The sequence below is a fragment of the Paramagnetospirillum magneticum AMB-1 genome, from assembly GCF_000009985.1.
Classification (GTDB): domain Bacteria; phylum Pseudomonadota; class Alphaproteobacteria; order Rhodospirillales; family Magnetospirillaceae; genus Phaeospirillum; species Phaeospirillum magneticum.
The window spans coordinates 4,268,659-4,283,567 of sequence record NC_007626.1; the positions used below are offsets into that span (position 1 = coordinate 4,268,659).

The 14,909-nt window shown below is 70.0% G+C and carries 15 protein-coding genes; 12 read left to right on the forward strand and 3 right to left on the reverse strand.

Annotated elements, in window-relative coordinates; all coding sequences use genetic code 11:
- Window positions 1-5 precede the first annotated feature (5 nt).
- The 7 genes from AMB_RS19550 to AMB_RS19575 all read left to right on the forward strand — a co-directional run bounded on the left by AMB_RS19550 (window position 6) and on the right by AMB_RS19575 (window position 8,588).
- Window positions 6-896 (forward strand): DUF58 domain-containing protein, encoded by an 891-nt coding sequence (locus tag AMB_RS19550; protein WP_011386217.1) that lies wholly within the window; start codon window positions 6-8, stop codon window positions 894-896.
- A 136-nt stretch (window positions 897-1,032) separates the two neighbouring features.
- Entirely contained in the window at window positions 1,033-2,124 is a 1,092-nt protein-coding gene (locus tag AMB_RS26600) for a BatA domain-containing protein (protein WP_011386218.1), read from the forward strand.
- A gap of 74 nt (window positions 2,125-2,198) precedes the next feature.
- Window positions 2,199-3,725 carry a DUF4159 domain-containing protein gene (locus AMB_RS26605; protein WP_231848898.1) on the forward strand — a complete coding sequence of 509 codons (1,527 nt, stop codon included), beginning with the start codon at window positions 2,199-2,201 and terminating at the stop codon, window positions 3,723-3,725.
- The gene (locus AMB_RS19560) at window positions 3,722-5,776 is read left to right on the forward strand and encodes a membrane protein (protein ID WP_011386220.1); all 2,055 of its coding nucleotides are present in this window, start codon (window positions 3,722-3,724) and stop codon (window positions 5,774-5,776) included. Before AMB_RS26605 ends, AMB_RS19560 begins: the two co-directional genes overlap by 4 nt.
- 157 nt (window positions 5,777-5,933) lie before the next feature.
- Complete coding sequence (locus AMB_RS19565; protein ID WP_231848899.1) at window positions 5,934-7,136, forward strand: M23 family metallopeptidase; 1,203 nt, start codon at window positions 5,934-5,936, stop codon at window positions 7,134-7,136.
- Window positions 7,117-7,611, forward strand: a complete 495-nt coding sequence (locus tag AMB_RS19570; RefSeq protein WP_231848900.1) for a bactofilin family protein — start codon at window positions 7,117-7,119, stop codon at window positions 7,609-7,611. The genes AMB_RS19565 and AMB_RS19570 overlap by 20 nt, the downstream gene beginning before the upstream one ends.
- The gene (locus tag AMB_RS19575) at window positions 7,608-8,588 is read left to right on the forward strand and encodes a magnesium transporter CorA family protein (RefSeq protein WP_011386223.1); all 981 of its coding nucleotides are present in this window, start codon (window positions 7,608-7,610) and stop codon (window positions 8,586-8,588) included. The genes AMB_RS19570 and AMB_RS19575 overlap by 4 nt, the downstream gene beginning before the upstream one ends.
- 1 nt (window position 8,589) lies before the next feature.
- On the opposite strand, the gene AMB_RS19580 is transcribed toward AMB_RS19575, so the two are convergent.
- On the reverse strand, window positions 8,590-9,024 hold the full coding sequence (locus AMB_RS19580) for a hypothetical protein (RefSeq protein ID WP_011386224.1): 435 nt from the start codon (window positions 9,022-9,024) through the stop codon (window positions 8,590-8,592).
- 117 nt (window positions 9,025-9,141) lie between these two features.
- Here AMB_RS19580 and AMB_RS19585 point away from each other — a divergent pair, with 117 nt between their 5' ends.
- The 5 genes from AMB_RS19585 to AMB_RS19605 all read left to right on the forward strand — a co-directional run bounded on the left by AMB_RS19585 (window position 9,142) and on the right by AMB_RS19605 (window position 13,685).
- Window positions 9,142-10,500: a tetratricopeptide repeat protein gene (locus AMB_RS19585; protein ID WP_011386225.1), complete on the forward strand. Its 1,359-nt coding sequence runs from the start codon at window positions 9,142-9,144 to the stop codon at window positions 10,498-10,500.
- Between the two features lies 1 nt (window position 10,501).
- Complete coding sequence (locus tag AMB_RS19590; RefSeq protein ID WP_011386226.1) at window positions 10,502-10,984, forward strand: FKBP-type peptidyl-prolyl cis-trans isomerase; 483 nt, start codon at window positions 10,502-10,504, stop codon at window positions 10,982-10,984.
- Between the two features lie 165 nt (window positions 10,985-11,149).
- Window positions 11,150-11,992 (forward strand): 2,3,4,5-tetrahydropyridine-2,6-dicarboxylate N-succinyltransferase, encoded by an 843-nt coding sequence (gene dapD / locus AMB_RS19595; RefSeq protein ID WP_011386227.1) that lies wholly within the window; start codon window positions 11,150-11,152, stop codon window positions 11,990-11,992.
- Complete coding sequence (dapE, locus tag AMB_RS19600; protein ID WP_011386228.1) at window positions 11,992-13,131, forward strand: succinyl-diaminopimelate desuccinylase; 1,140 nt, start codon at window positions 11,992-11,994, stop codon at window positions 13,129-13,131. The genes dapD and dapE overlap by 1 nt, the downstream gene beginning before the upstream one ends.
- Window positions 13,128-13,685, forward strand: a complete 558-nt coding sequence (locus tag AMB_RS19605; protein ID WP_011386229.1) for a hypothetical protein — start codon at window positions 13,128-13,130, stop codon at window positions 13,683-13,685. Before dapE ends, AMB_RS19605 begins: the two co-directional genes overlap by 4 nt.
- A gap of 222 nt (window positions 13,686-13,907) precedes the next feature.
- On the opposite strand, the gene tpx is transcribed toward AMB_RS19605, so the two are convergent.
- The gene (gene tpx, locus AMB_RS19610; RefSeq protein WP_043745321.1) at window positions 13,908-14,405 is read right to left on the reverse strand and encodes a thiol peroxidase; all 498 of its coding nucleotides are present in this window, start codon (window positions 14,403-14,405) and stop codon (window positions 13,908-13,910) included.
- 93 nt (window positions 14,406-14,498) lie between these two features.
- Window positions 14,499-14,861: a hypothetical protein gene (locus AMB_RS19615; protein WP_011386231.1), complete on the reverse strand. Its 363-nt coding sequence runs from the start codon at window positions 14,859-14,861 to the stop codon at window positions 14,499-14,501.
- Window positions 14,862-14,909: the final 48 nt, after the last annotated feature.

Sequence of the window (14,909 nt, forward strand, 5' to 3'; positions counted from 1 at the left end):
ACCGGATGAGCGGCGCGGCGCGGACACAGGCCAGGGGCGATCGGACGGTCGAATTCCGCGCCGAGGAACTGGCCTCGCGCTTTCCCCCGCTGCTGGTCGAGGCCGAGCGGGTGGCCCAATCGGTCGCCCAGGGCGTCCACGGCCGCCGCCGGGCCGGATCGGGCGATGCCTTCTGGCAATACCGCCGGGCTCAGCCGGGCGACGGGGCGGGCGCCATCGACTGGCGCCGTTCGGCCCGTTCGGACCACCTCTATGTGCGCGAGACGGAATGGGCGGCGTCCCAGGCCGTCTGGCTGTGGCTGGACGGCTCGGCCTCCATGCACTGGCGCTCCGACACCGGCCTGCCCACCAAGCATTCCCGCGCCCGCCTGTTGATCCTGGCCCTGGCCTCCCTGCTGCTGCGCGGCGGTGAGCGGGTGGCGGCCCTGGCCGGAGAGATGCCGCCCCTGTGGGGCAGCGGGGCGCTGGCCCGTCTGGCCGAGACCCTGGAGCGGGCCGGCGACGCCCCCGCCGTCCCGCCGTCACGCCTGCCGCGTCATGCCACCCTGGTGCTGGCCGGTGATTTCCTCGATCCGCTGCCCGTCCTCGCCAGCCGCCTGGAGGCCCTGGCCCGGACGGGGGCAGGCGGTCATCTGCTGCAGATTCTCGATCCCGCCGAGGAAAGCCTGCCCTATGCCGGCCGCCTGCGCTTTCTGGGGCTGGAGGGCGAAGGCGAGTTGGAAACCGGCCGGGCCGAAGACCTGCGCCAGGAATACCAGCGGCGGCTGGCGGAGCAGCGCGACGGCCTCGCCGCCATGGCCCGCGCCCTGGGATGGAGCTTCGCCACCCACCGCACCGACCGGCCGCCCGCCCCCTGCCTGCTGGCCCTGGCCCAGAGCGTGGGAGGGTTGGGATGATCCCCTTCAATGTCATCCCGAGCGCAGGCGAGGGATCTCCGCCTGGACCGCTGGTGCCCAACGGGAAAGACTGGATCAGAACGAGATCCCTCCTCCCGTTGGTCGTCGGGATGACAGCCTCGGGGAGTGCAGCCCCATGACCTTTCTGCCCGGCCTGGCCTTCGCCGCCCCCTGGGCGCTGGCGCTGCTGGCCGGTCTGCCGCTGCTGTGGCGGCTGCTGCGGGTCACGCCGCCCCGGCCACGCAAGGTGCCGTTTCCCGCCCTGACCCTGCTGCTCGGCCTCGACACCGCCCGGCGACAGGCGGAGAGCACGCCGTTCTGGCTGCTGGCCCTGCGTCTGATGCTGGCCTCCCTGCTGATCCTGGCCGCCGCCGGACCCAGCCTGGAGCCGATCCCGGCCGGACGGAGCGACGGGCCGTTGCTGGTGGTTCTCGACGACGGCTGGGCGGCGGCGCGCGACTGGGACCGGCGGCGCGAGCATCTGGACCAGATGCTGGCCGCCGCCGAGCGCGCCGGCCGCCCCGTCCTGCTGCTGCCCACCGCGCCCCCCGCCGACGGCGGCCCGCTGACGCCGGGACGGCTGGCCAGCGCGTCCGAGGCGCGGGCCCAGGCGGCGGGCATGGAGCCCCGACCCTGGCCCACCGACCGCAAGGCGGCGCTGGCGGCCCTGGAAACCCTGCCCTTCGACCGGGTGGGGCGCGTGGTGTGGATCAGCGACGGGCTGGCCGATCCCGCCGACGAAGCCCTGTTCCGTCGGCTGCAAGGCCTGGGCGGAGGGCTGGAGGTGGTGACGGGCCAAAGCGGCCGCCTGCTGCTGCCTCCCAAGGACGGCACCTCCTCCGAACACATGATGCCGGTGGTGCGCCGCCTGCCCGCGGCCGAGCCCGAACCCTTCGCCCTGCGCGCCCTGGATGCCCGGGGGCTGGTGCTGGCCCGCACCGAGGGGCGCTTCGAGCCCGGCCGCGCCAGTGCCGAAGCCTTGCTGGACCTGCCCGTGGGCCTGCGCAACCGTCTGGCCCGCCTGGAGATCGAGGGCGAGCGCTCGGCCGGGGCCACCCTGCTGCTGGACGAGTCCAGCCGCCGCCGCTCGGTGGGCATGGCCGGCGGCGACCCATCCGCCGCGCCGCTGCTCGACCGGCTCTATTACGTGGAGCGGGCCCTGGCCCCCCATGCCGAGCTGAAGCGGGGCGAAGTGGCGGAACTGGCCGCCGATCCGCCCTGGACGTAATCATCCTGGCCGATACCCCCCTGCCACCCGGCCCCACCGCCCAAAAGCTGGCCAGCCGGGTGGAGCAGGGCGCCGTGCTGGTGCGCTTCGCCGGTCCCCTGCAGGTCCAGGCCGCCCAGACCGATCCGCTGCTGCCCGTGCGCCTGCTGGCGGGAGGGCGCGCTTTGGGCGGCGTGTTGTCCTGGACCACGCCCATGCGCCTTGCCCCCTTCCCCGAGGCCTCGCCCTTCCACGGTCTTGCCGTCCCCGAGGATGTGGAGGTCCGTTCCCAGGTGCTGGCCGAGCCCGGCCTCGACCTCAACGCCCGCACCTGGGCCAGCCTGACCGACGGCACGCCGCTGGTCACCGCCGAGCGCCGCGGCAGGGGAATGGTGGTGCTGATCCACACCAGCGCCAACGCCGAGTGGGGCAATCTGGCCCTGTCGGGCCTGTTCGTCGACATGCTGCGCCGTCTGGCCGCCCTGTCCCAGGGGGCTGCGGGACCGGCGGCCATGGGCGGCCCCCTGGCCCCCGCCGAACTCCTGGACGGTCTGGGGCGGCTGGCCCCGGCCAGCGGCATCGCCGCCCCCATGGAGCGCGACGCCCTGGCCTCGACCCGCCCCCAGCCCCGCCATCCGCCCGGCTTCTATGGACCGGCCGAGCGGCGCGCCGCCTTCAATCTCGGCCCGGCCCTCCCCCCCGCCAACCGCTTCGTGCCGCCGTCCGGCGCCGCTGTCACCCCGGTGGGCGAAAGCCGGCCCGGCCTGGATCTCGGCCCGCCCCTGTTGCTGGCGGCGCTGGTTCTCGCCCTGGCCGACATGGCCGCCACCCTGGCGCTGCGGGGCCTGCTGTGGCGGGTGGCGCTCCTCGCCCTGGCGCTGTGGCCATCGGGACCGGCGCGGGCGGAAACTTTCGCCCTGGAGGCCGGGCTGGCCACCCGCCTGGGCTGCGTCGCCACCCATGATGCCGGCATGGACCGCCTGTGCCTGGCGGGTCTGCGCGGCCTGTCGGCCCGGCTGGCGGAACGCTCCACCGCCGAACTGGCCGAGCCCATGCTGGTGAACCCGGAGCGCGACCCGGTGGTGTTCTTCCCCCTGCTGTACTGGCGGGTCACTCCCAACCAGCCGCAACCCTCGGAGCAGGCGGTGGAGAAGCTCAACGCCTACATGGCCAAGGGGGGCGTGATCGTGTTCGACACCGGCGACGAAGGCCAGGCGGGCGCCGGCCCCAACACCGCCGAGCTGGAGCGTCTGCGCCGACTGGTGGCCGGTCTCGCCCTGCCGCCCCTGGCCCCCATGGGGGCCGACCATGTGCTGACCCGCTCGTTCTATCTGTTGAAAAGCGTGCCGGGCCGCTGGGACGGCGCCACCTTGTGGGTGAGCCAGGGCGCCGAAGCGGGCAATGACGGCGTCTCGCCAGTGGTGGTGGGCGGCAACGACTGGATCGCCGCCTGGGCGGTGGACGAACGCGGACGGCCCCTCCATGCCGTGGTGCCGGGTGGCGAGCGCCAGCGGGAACTGGCCTATCGCTTCGGCATCAATCTGGTGATCTATGCCTTCACCGGCAATTACAAAGCCGATCAGGTCCACCTGCCGGCCATCATGGACAGGTTGAAGCGATGAGCTTTCATGCCCTCGCCTTCGCGCCGCTGTTCCCCTGGCCGCTGATCGCCGCCCTCGGCGGAATGGCCGTGCTGCTGGTGGGCGTCGGCCTGTGGCGCAGGGCGTCGGGCACGTTGTTGCGCGCCGTGGTGATGGCCGTCCTGCTGGCGGCCTTGGCCAATCCCCGGCTGCTGGCCGAGAACCGCACCACCCTGCCCGACGTGGCGCTGGTGGTAGTGGACGAGACCCCCTCCCAGGGCATCGGCGAGCGCCGCGCCCAGACCAGGGAGGCCCTGGACGAGTTGACCCGCCGCCTCGCCCTGCTGAAGGGGCTGGAGGTGCGGGTCGAGCGGGTGGGGGCCGAGCCCGGCGCCGATCGCGGCACCCGGCTGTTCGAGGCGGCCGAGCGCGCCCTGGCCGACGTGCCGCGCCGCCGGCTGGCCGGGGTGACGCTGATCACCGACGGCCGCGTCCACGATGTGCCCGCCGATCTCGGCCGCTCGCTGGGCGCGCCCGTCCACACCCTGCTGACCGGCGCCCCGGACGAGCGCGACCGCCGTCTGGTGCCGGGCGCCTCGCCCGCTTTCGCCCTGGTGGGGGAGACCGCCACCCTGGCCTTCCGGGTGGAGGACCAGGGCGGCAAGGGCGATGCCGTGGTGGCGGTGCGACTGGACGGCAAGCCCCATGCCGCCATTTCCGTGCCCCTCAACCGCGACGCCACCCTGGACGTGCCGATCCGCCATGCCGGGGCCAATGTGGTGGAGCTGGAGGTGGAACCGGGACCGGGCGAGCTGTCCCTGGCCAACAACCGCACCGCCCTGTCCATCTCCGGGGTGCGCAATCGCCTGAAGGTGCTGCTGGTGTCGGGCGAGCCCCATGCGGGCGAGCGCACCTGGCGCAACCTGCTGAAGTCCGACCCGGCGGTGGATCTGGTCCACTTCACCATCCTGCGGCCGCCGGAAAAGGACGACCAGACCCCCATCCGCGAGATGAGCCTGATCAGCTTTCCCGTGCGCGAGCTGTTCGAGGAAAAGCTTGCCGAGTTCGACCTGATCATCTTCGACCGCTATCGCCGCCGCGGCGTGCTGGCGCCGGCCTATTACCGCAATCTCGCCCGCTATGTCCGGGACGGCGGCGCCCTGCTGGCCGCCGTGGGACCGGAATTCGCCGAAGCCGACGGCATCGCCGAATCCGCCCTGGCCGAGGTGCTGCCCGCGCTGCCCACCGGTCGCCGCCTGGACAAGGAGTTCCGCCCGCGCCTGACCGAGGCCGGGCGGCGCCATCCGGTGATGGCGGGCCTGCCGGGCACGCGGCCGGGCGACGCGCCCTGGGGAAGCTGGATGCGCCAGATGGAGGTGGGAACGGCCAAGGGCACCACCTTGCTGTCGGGGCTGGACGACCGGCCGCTGGTGGTGCTGGACCGGGTGGGCGAGGGCCGGGTGGCCATGGTGCTGTCCGACACCCTGTGGCTGTGGGCGCGGGGCTGGGAGGGCGGCGGCCCCCATGCCGAGATGACCCGGCGTCTGGCCCACTGGCTGATGAAGGAGCCCGACCTGGAGGAAAACGCCCTTACCGCCGCGGTGGAGGGCGGGCGCCTGATGGTGGCGGCCCGCGGCGCCCCGGACGGGGTGGCGGCCACCATCACCGCCCCCGACGGGACGCAGGCGCCGCTTCGCCTCGACCCCGATGACGAGGGCGTGGCGCGCGGCGCGCTGGATGCGGGCCAGACCGGCCTGTGGCGGGTCAGCCTGCCCGATGGCCGCGTCGCCCTGGCCGCCGCCGGACAGGCCGCCCCGGTGGAACTGGCGGAACTGACCGCCACGCCCGAGCGCCTTTTCCCCGTGGCCAAGGCCACCGGCGGCATCGTGTCCTGGCTGTCCCGGGACGGCCTGCCCGATCCCCGACGGGTGGCGGCGGGCTCGACCACCGGCGGCCGGGGCTGGATGGGCTTGGCCGAGCGTGGGGACTATGTGGTTGACGGCATTCGCGAAACCGCCCTGGCCCCCGCGCTGGCGCTGGCTTTGCTCTGCCTCGGCGGGCTGCTGATGGTGTGGCGAAATGAAACGCGGTGATCCACTTTTTGCCGTCCATCGGCAGATTCGATTTGGAATATCGGCCGGACCGATGTAAGGAGTTCTTACCTATAGGTTAATGGTGGAGGGGCTGGTTAGACTGGCCGCCGCTGACCGATGGGCAGGCCGACCGAAACCTGGGGGGGACGTCAGGACAGTGACCGAACAGCGACTGATCCCGGCAGCCGGCAAGCGGCTCAAGGCGTTGCGTCGGGCGGCATCCTGGATGATTCCCGAGTGGCAGGTCTTCATCCGCCGCCCCAACGGCACCGCCGAGCATTTCACCTTCACCCGCAAGCGCCAGATGGTTCTGCTGGGCATCATGGTGGCCGTCACCGCCTGGGCCGGCATCGTTTCGGCCCTGCTGACCCGTCAGCCCGACGAGATCGCCGCCAAGGAACGCCAGCTCGAAGAGATGATGGCCGCCACCCGCGCCGCGCAGTACCGTCTGGTGTCGTCGCAGAAGATGGTGGCCGACATCGCCCGCGAGGTGGATCTGGTCCATTCCAACGTGGCGGTGCTGGCCGAGACCAACGCCGCCCTGGCCAAGGACCAGCCCCCGAAGAAGGTCAGCCCGCCGGCCAAGCGCAATTCCGGCGGCGCCGAGCCCGCCTGGAACGAGGACGGCCAGCCGGCCGGCGACGAGGCCCGCGCCGTGCGCGAGCAGGTCCGCCGCCTGGAAGGCTCGTTGGAGCGGCTGCGCGTCGCCTATTCCCAGGCGGTGCAGAACACCGACGCCGCCGCCCAGTCGCGCATTTCCGACACCGAGCGGCTGCTGAACCGGCTGGGCCTGGACGCGTCGCGCCTGTTCGAGCGCCAGGGCCGCGATGCCGGCCGTGGCGGCCCGTTCATTCCGCTGACCACGGTGACCGGCGACACCGGCTTGGCCGGACTGATGGACCGCCTGGACCGCTGGAGCGGCATCAAGGCGGTCATGCAGAAGATGCCGCTGGGCGAGCCGCTGCATGCCGATTACGACCTCAATTCCGGCTTCGGCACCCGCAACGACCCGCTGAACCGCCGCACCGGCGTGCATGAAGGCGTCGACCTGGGCGCTCCGCACGGTACGCCCATCTACGCCACCGGCGACGGCGTGGTGGAATCGGCCGGGCCGTCCGACGGTTATGGCCTGACCGTCGACGTCAATCACGGCAATGGGGTTACCACCCGCTACGCCCATATGTCGCGCATCAAGGTCAAGGAAGGCCAGAAGGTGACGCGCTCGACGGTGGTCGGCCTGCTGGGCAACACCGGACGCTCCACCGGCCCCCATCTTCATTACGAGGTCCGCGTCTCGGACATCGCCAAGGATCCCCTCAAATTCATCGCGGCAGGTGAAAATGCTCCCAAAGCTTGGTAAGGCCCTTGGGGCGGTGTCCGCCGCCGCCCACGGCTCGCGCCACAACGGCACCAACGGGCTGCCCCTGTCGGTGATCGGCGCCGATGTGCGCATCGTCGGCAACATCTTCACCCAGGGCGAGATGCAGATCGACGGCCAGGTGGAAGGCGACATCACCTGCCACCGCCTGCTGGTGGGCGAGGGCGCCCGCATCACCGGCGAAGTCACCGCCGAGACGGTGCAGGTGCATGGCGAACTGAACGGCAAGATCAACGCCGGTTCGGTGACCATCGCCAAATCGGCCAAGGTCGTCGGCGACGTGATTCAGGACAGCCTGGAGATCGAGGCCGGCGCCTCCATGGAGGGCCGTCTGGTCCGTCGGACGGGTGCGGTCAAGGCGCTGGAGCACGACAAGGGCAACGGCGCGGCCGAGCCCGACGGGACGCCGCCGCCGGCCAAGCCCGACATCAATCAGGAAGCCGCCGGAACGGCATGATCACCACCTATCACGCCAAGGACGGCGCCGTGATCGTCGGCGGCGCCGATGGTGTGAGCCGCGATGCCCTGTGGCTGGATCTGCTGGACCCCTCGGCCGAGGAAATCGCCCTGGTGGAGGCCCGCACCGGCCTTGACCTGCCATCCCGCGACCGCATGGAAGAGATCGAGGCGTCGTCGCGCCTGTCGCGCCACGGCGACGCCCTGATGATGACGGTGCCCGTGCTGACCGGGGCCGGCGGTTCCGAGCCGCGCAACAGCGCCGTGACCTTCATCCTGAGCCAGAGCCTGCTGGTGACGCTGCGCCACGGCACGCCGCGCGCCATCGCCACCTTTTCCCAGGACCTGCCCCAGGCCAGCCCGGCCCCGGCCAATGGCGGCGACGTCCTGCTGGGTCTGGTGGAGGCCATCGTCGACCGCATCGCCGACGTGCTTCAGGATCTGGGCGCCGGACTCGACGTCATTTCGCACCGCATCTTCCATCAGCCGACCGGCAACCATCACCGCCGCCGCCGCGCCGGCTCGCGGGAGATGGAGGCGCTGCTGCGCACCATCGGCCGCACCGGCGACCTGTCGGGCAAGGCGCGCGAGACCCTGGTGGGCCTGAAGCGGGTCATCGCCTTCCTGCCCCACGGCGCCGGAGCCCTGGGCCTGGGCAACGCGCCCGAGCGCCTGCGGTCCATCGACCAGGATCTCCACTCCCTGGCCGAGTACACCGACTTTCTGGGCAACAAGATCAACTTTCTGCTGGACGCCACCCTGGGGCTGATCGGCATCCAGCAGAATCAGGTGATCAAGCTGTTCACCATCATGTCGGTGCTGTTCCTGCCCCCCACCCTGGTGGCCAGTTGGTACGGCATGAACTTCAAGATCATTCCCGAACTGCAATGGGAATGGGGCTATGCCTACGCCATCGCCCTGGCGGTGCTGTCGGCGGTGGTGCCCTACCTCTTCTTCCGCCGCAAGGGCTGGGTGTAGCTCACCCAGCCTTGGCCGCCTGGGCCAGCCTGGCCTGCTCCGGCGGATAGGCGCTTCCCTGCCACAGCAGGGAATAGGCGATCTCCTCGTTGCCGTTCTCGCACAGCTCCAGCACATCCCGGAACAGCGGCTGGAAGGTGGCGGAGCGGTGGGATTGCTCGTGCTCGGCGAAGCTCTTCCAGAAGGTGATGATCAGGGCTTCGCGTCCGGCCAGGGGCGAGGTCACCGCCTGTCCCACCGTCGAGCCTTCGTTGGAGATCTGGCCCGAATTCAGACAGACGAAGCCACCGACGAAGCCGGTTTCCGAATGCCAGGTCTTGACGTTCTCGCACAGCAGCGCGACGCGCTCCTCCAGATCGTCCACGGTAAAGCCCGGCCGCAGCACCACCCGGTTGACCGTCACCACGCCATCGGAAGGAAACCCTTGGATCAGCATCGACGCCTCCTATATTCAACTATGCTGATATTGTGATTATCCGCCGCCGTTCAAGCCCCCCTCTTGCCGCCGCCGCCATCCTCGGGAAAGATGGCGCCATCCGAGGGGAACGACCGCATGAGCGCCCATACACCCGCACCGCAGGCCCAGCAGGCTTTCACCGCCGCCGCCCAGGCCTGGCGCGAATCCCGAATGGACGCTGCCGAGCAGGGCTTTGCCGCCGCCGCCCTGCTGGAGCCCGGCTGGTCCTCGGCCCATGCCAATCTGGGCGCCGTGTTGCGTCGCCTGGGCAAGTGCGAGGCGGCGGTGGCCAGCTATCGCCGCGCCCTGACGGTGGGCGCCGAAGACGCCGGCACTTTGTCCAACATGGGCAACGCGCTGCGCGACCTGGGCCTGCTGGAGGAGTCCGAAACCGCCCATCGCCGGGCGGTGGCGCTGGCCCCGGACAATTGGGGCTACCGCTACAATCTGGCCCTGCTGCTGCGCGACCGCCGCCTGCATGGGGAAGCCCGCGCCATGATGGCGGAACTGGCGGCGACCGACCCCGAGAATGCCGAGATCCAGTGGGATCTGGCCCTGGCCGACCTCTATCTCGGCGATTACCGAACGGGCTTTGCCGGCTATGAATGGCGGATCAAGCTGGCCCGCAATCCGGTCCGCGACCATCCCGGACCGCGCTGGACCGGCGACGATCCGACGGGCCGCACCATCCTGCTGCTGGCGGAGCAGGGCTTCGGCGACGCGCTGCAATTCGCCCGCTACGTCCCGCTGCTGGCCGCCAGGGGAGCCCGGGTGGTGCTGGAATGCCTGCCCGAGCAGGCCGAGCTGTTCGCCAGCCTGCGGGACGTGGCGGCATTGGTGGCCAAGGGCGCGCCGCCGCCCGTCCATGATTGCTGGGCACCGCTGGCCAGCCTGCCCCATCTGCTGGGCACGGAATTCCACAGCATTCCGGCCGAAATCCCCTACCTGTCCGCGCCGCCGCGCCCCAATCTGCGCATGGTGCCGCCGCCGGGCCAGAAGCTGGCGGTGGGACTGGTCTGGGCGGGCAAGACCACGCCGCGTGACCGGTCATGGCCCCTGGAGCAGCTGACGCCGCTGCTGGGCGACCCGCGGGCCACGTTCTACTCGCTGCAACTGGGGCCACGCGCCGGGGACCTGAAGAGCACCGGCCTGGAACGCCTGGTGCGCGACGCCGCGCCGGCCCTTCAATCCTTCGCCGACACCGCCCATGTGATGGAACATCTGGACCTGATCATCACCATCGACACCTCGGTGGCCCATCTGGCCGGAGCCCTGGGCCGACCGGTCTGGGTGCTGTTGCGTTATGTTTCCGATTGGCGTTGGCAGGATGAACCGCTAACGTCTCCGTGGTATCCGACCATGCGGCTGTTCCGGCAGCCCGATCCTTCGGACTTCAAGACTCCGGTGGCCGAGATGGCCGCCGAACTGGCCTCTCTCATCGACGAAAGACACTGATATGCGCATCGCCAAGGATACCGTCGTCACGCTCAGCTATCGCGTCACCGACGCCGACGGCACCATCGTCGATGAGGGCGCCGAGCCCATCATCTACCTGCATGGCGGCCATGGCGGGCTGTTCCCCCGGCTGGAAGAGGCCCTGGAGGGCAAGGAAGCCGGCCACGAGCTGTGCGTCAAGCTGCAGCCCGAGGACGCCTTCGGCGAATACGACGCCGAGCTGGTCAGCGTCGAGGACGCCTCGCTGTTCCCCGACAACGTGGTGGTGGGCATGCAGTTCGAGCGCGTCATGGACGGCAAGCAGGACGAGGCCATGCTGTTCTCGGTCACCGACGTCGCCGACGGCAAGGTGGTGGTGGACGGCAACCATCCCCTGGCCGGCATGGCCCTGATCTTCGACTGCACGGTGAGCGAGATCCGCGCCGCCTCGGCCGAGGAGCTGGAGCACGGCCACCCGCACTATCCCGGCCATCACCACCACTAGAAAAAAGTCATCCCGAGCGGAGCCGAGGGATCTCGTCCCGGCACAATGGCGCAGACGGAGATTCCTCGGCTCCGCCTCGGAATGACAGACTGGAATGATTGACTCCCTCCCGGTCCGGAGTATGTTCGGGGCCCCCTTTCCAGACCGTATCAGCAGGATTTCGCCATGAGCTTCGCCGCCCTTGAAAAGACCATCGACGCCGCCTGGGAGGCCCGCGACGGCATCAATCTCCAGACCAAGGGCGAAGTGCGCGACGCCGTCGAGGCGGCGCTGGACGCCCTGGATTCCGGCTCGCTGCGGGTCGCCGCCAAGGGCGACGACGGCAAGTGGGTGGTGAACCAGTGGCTGAAGAAGGCCGTGCTGCTGTCCTTCCGCCTGTCCGACAACAAGGTGATGGGCGACGGCCCCGGCACCACCTGGTTCGACAAGGTCCCCACCAAGTTCGAGGGCTGGGACGATTCCCGCTTCCGCGCCGCCGGTTTCCGCGCCGTGCCGGGCGCCGTGGTGCGTCGCTCGGCCTATATCGCGCCGGGCGTGGTGCTGATGCCCAGCTTCGTCAACCTGGGCGCCCATGTGGGCTCGGGCACCATGGTCGACACCTGGGCCACCGTCGGGTCCTGCGCCCAGATCGGCAAGAACGTGCACATCTCGGGCGGCGCCGGCATCGGCGGCGTGCTCGAGCCGCTGCAGGCCGGACCGGTGATCATCGAGGACAATTGCTTCATCGGCGCCCGGGCCGAGGTGGCCGAGGGCGTCATCGTCGAGACCGGCGCCGTGCTGTCCATGGGCGTCTATATCGGCGCCTCCACCAAGATCGTCGACCGCGAGACCGGCGAGATCTTCATGGGTCGCGTGCCGGCCTATTCCGTGGTGGTGTCGGGCACCATGCCGGGCAAGCCCTTCCCCGACGGCACCCCCGGCCCCGGCCTCTATTGCGCCGTCATCGTCAAGCGCGTGGACGAGCGCACCCGGTCCAAGGTGGGCATCAACGAGCTGTTGCGCGACTGATGAGCTTTCGCGATCCCGTCCCGCTGGCCCAGGCCCTGATCCGCTGTCCCAGCGTCACCCCGGAGGACGCGGGGGCGCTGGACGTGCTGGCCGGGGCGCTGGAGGAGCTGGGCTTTGCCTGCCACCACATCCGCTCGGCGACCGGCGGACCGGAGATCCGGAACCTCTATGCCCGCCTGGGCACCGAGGCGCCCAACCTCTGCTTCGCCGGCCACACCGACGTGGTGCCGCCCGGCAAGGGCTGGACGGTGGAGCCCTTCGCCGCCGGCATCGACCAGGGACGGCTGTTCGGGCGGGGCAGCGCCGACATGAAGGGCGCCATCGCCTGCTTCGTGGCCGCCGTGGCGCGGCTGCTGGAGGACGGCGCCCCCAAGGGCTCCCTCTCGCTGCTGATCACCGGCGACGAGGAAGGCCCTGCGGTGGATGGCACCGTCAAGGTGCTGGACTGGCTGGCGGCGCGCGGTGAACGCATCGATTGCTGCATCGTCGGCGAGCCCACCAATCCCCGCAAGCTGGGCGACATGATGAAGATCGGCCGGCGCGGCAGCCTCAATTGCCGCCTGACCGTGTTCGGAACCCAAGGACATTCGGCCTATCCCCATCTGGCCGACAATCCCATTCCCCGGCTGCTGGACATCCTGCGCCGGTTGACCGAGGCGCCGCTGGACGAGGGCACGCCCCACTTCCAGGCCTCGACCCTGGCGCTGACCACGGTGGACGTGGGCAACCCCGCCACCAACGTCATTCCCGCCGAGGCCCGCGCCGGCTTCAACATCCGCTTCAACGACCTGCATTCCGGCGCCTCGCTGGAACGCTGGATCAGGGATACCGTCGCCCAGGCCGGCGGCGAGGTGGAGATCAAGGTCGAGGTGTCGGGGGAATCCTTCCTGACGCCGCCCGGCGCGCTGTCGGACGCCCTGGCCGAGGCGGCCTTCGAGGTGACGGGACTTCGGCCCGAACTGTCCACCTCGGGCGGCACCTCCGATGCCCGCTTCATCAAGAACCACTGCCCGGTGGTGGAATTCGGACTGGTCGGCCAGACCATGCACAAGTCGGACGAGCATGTTTCCGTCGCCGACATGGAAGCGCTGACCGAGATCTACCGCCGCGTCCTCGTCCGGCTGGCGGCGCCGTCATGATCACCGCCGGCGAGATCATCGCCGGAGTCTTCGGCGCCTGGCGGCTGGCCCGGCGCGATCCCACCGGACTGATCTGGTTCGACACCAGCCCGCGCGGCTTCGTGAATTCCTTTTGGGGACCGGCGCTGATCCTGCCGGGCTTCCTGGTGCTGCAGGCTCTGGACGGCACCTTCGAGGCCGATCTGGCCCGGCCGCTGGCGGTGGAACTGATCGCCTATGTCATCGGCTGCGTCGCCTTTCCCCTGGCCATGAGTCACATCTCGGAAGGCCTGGAACGCTCGCACCTCTACATCCGCTACATCGTCGCCTACAACTGGTCCCAGGTGATCCAGATGGCGGTGCTGCTGCCGGTCGGGCTGCTGATCCATCTGGCGCCCGGTCACGGCATGGCCATGCTCAACATGGCCGTGACCATCGTCGTGCTGGTCTATCAGGCCTATGTCGCCCATCAGGCCCTGGACGTGAAGCCCGGCTCCGCCGGATTGCTGGTCCTGCTCGACCTCTCGCTGGGCGCCCTGATCCAGATGGTCGCCAACCGGCTGATGGGCGCCTAGACCCGATGGAATGGCGGGCTGCCGCCCGCACCCGCCCGGGGCGATGCCCCGGCCCCCCTTTGTTTTTATGAATAAATAAAAAAGAGGTTTGGAGACTTGTTCTCCAAGCGGGGTCGGGGCGGCAGCCCCGCTTGGCCCGGATCAACAGGCCCGATGCCTGAAAAGGAAAACGGGCCGCATCCCGGCGGATGCGGCCCGTTCCCTCGATACGCTTGGGACGAATTACTTCGCGGCGGCGATGGCGGCGTCGTAATTGGGCTCCTGGGCGATCTCGGGGACCAACTCGGCATAGGCCACCTTGCCGCCCTTGATCACCACCACGGCGCGGGCCAGCAGACCGGCCAGGGGGCCGTCGACGATCTTGACGCCATAGCGCTCGCCGAAGCCCTTGTCGCGCATGTCGGACAGGGACTGGACCCGCTCCAGGCCCTCGGCGCCGCAGAAGCGCTTGTGGGCGAAGGGCAGGTCGGCGGAAACGCACAGCACGGCGACGCTGCCCAGCTTGTCCAGCTCGGCATTGAAGCGGCGCACCGAGGCGGCGCAGACCGGCGTGTCGATGCTGGGGAAAATGTTCAGAACCACGGTCTTGCCCGCCACGGAATCCAGGCCGATATCGGCCAGATCGACGGTGGTCAGCGAGAAGGCGGGGGCAGCGGCCCCGACCGCCGGCAAGGTGCCGTTGGTGTTGATGGGATTGCCCTTGAGGGTGATGGCGGCCATGGCGGAACCTCTGATCTTGTTATTGGAAGGGCTCGACTTTGCCCCAGGTGCACCCATCAGGCAACCGGTCGTCGAGCGGCGACCTGAGAAATTTCAGCGGCGCTTGATGGCGCCCCACACCAGCAGCAGGGTGATGGGCGGCGCGCAGATCAGCAAAACTCGATCCAGCGCCACGGCGAAGCCCCAGCGCTCGCCGTTCAGCAACAGCGCCTGTTTGCACTGATAGCGCTTCTGGAAGCTGCCTTCGCAGGCCTTCATGCGCTCCTGCATGGCCTTGCCGGTATGATTGTCGAAAATCTCGTCGGGCATGTCGGCGACGAAGAAGGTCCAGGTGGTAAACCCCAGCCACAGGCAGCAGACCAAGGTCACCAGCAGGTCACCCAACTTGCGCCGCCGCTTCGGATCGGCCAGCCCCTCGGCAATGAAATCAGGCAACTGGAGCGACATCGGCAACATGGGTCTGGAATCCTTCGAGCACTGTCACGCTAGCACGGCGCGGTTAAG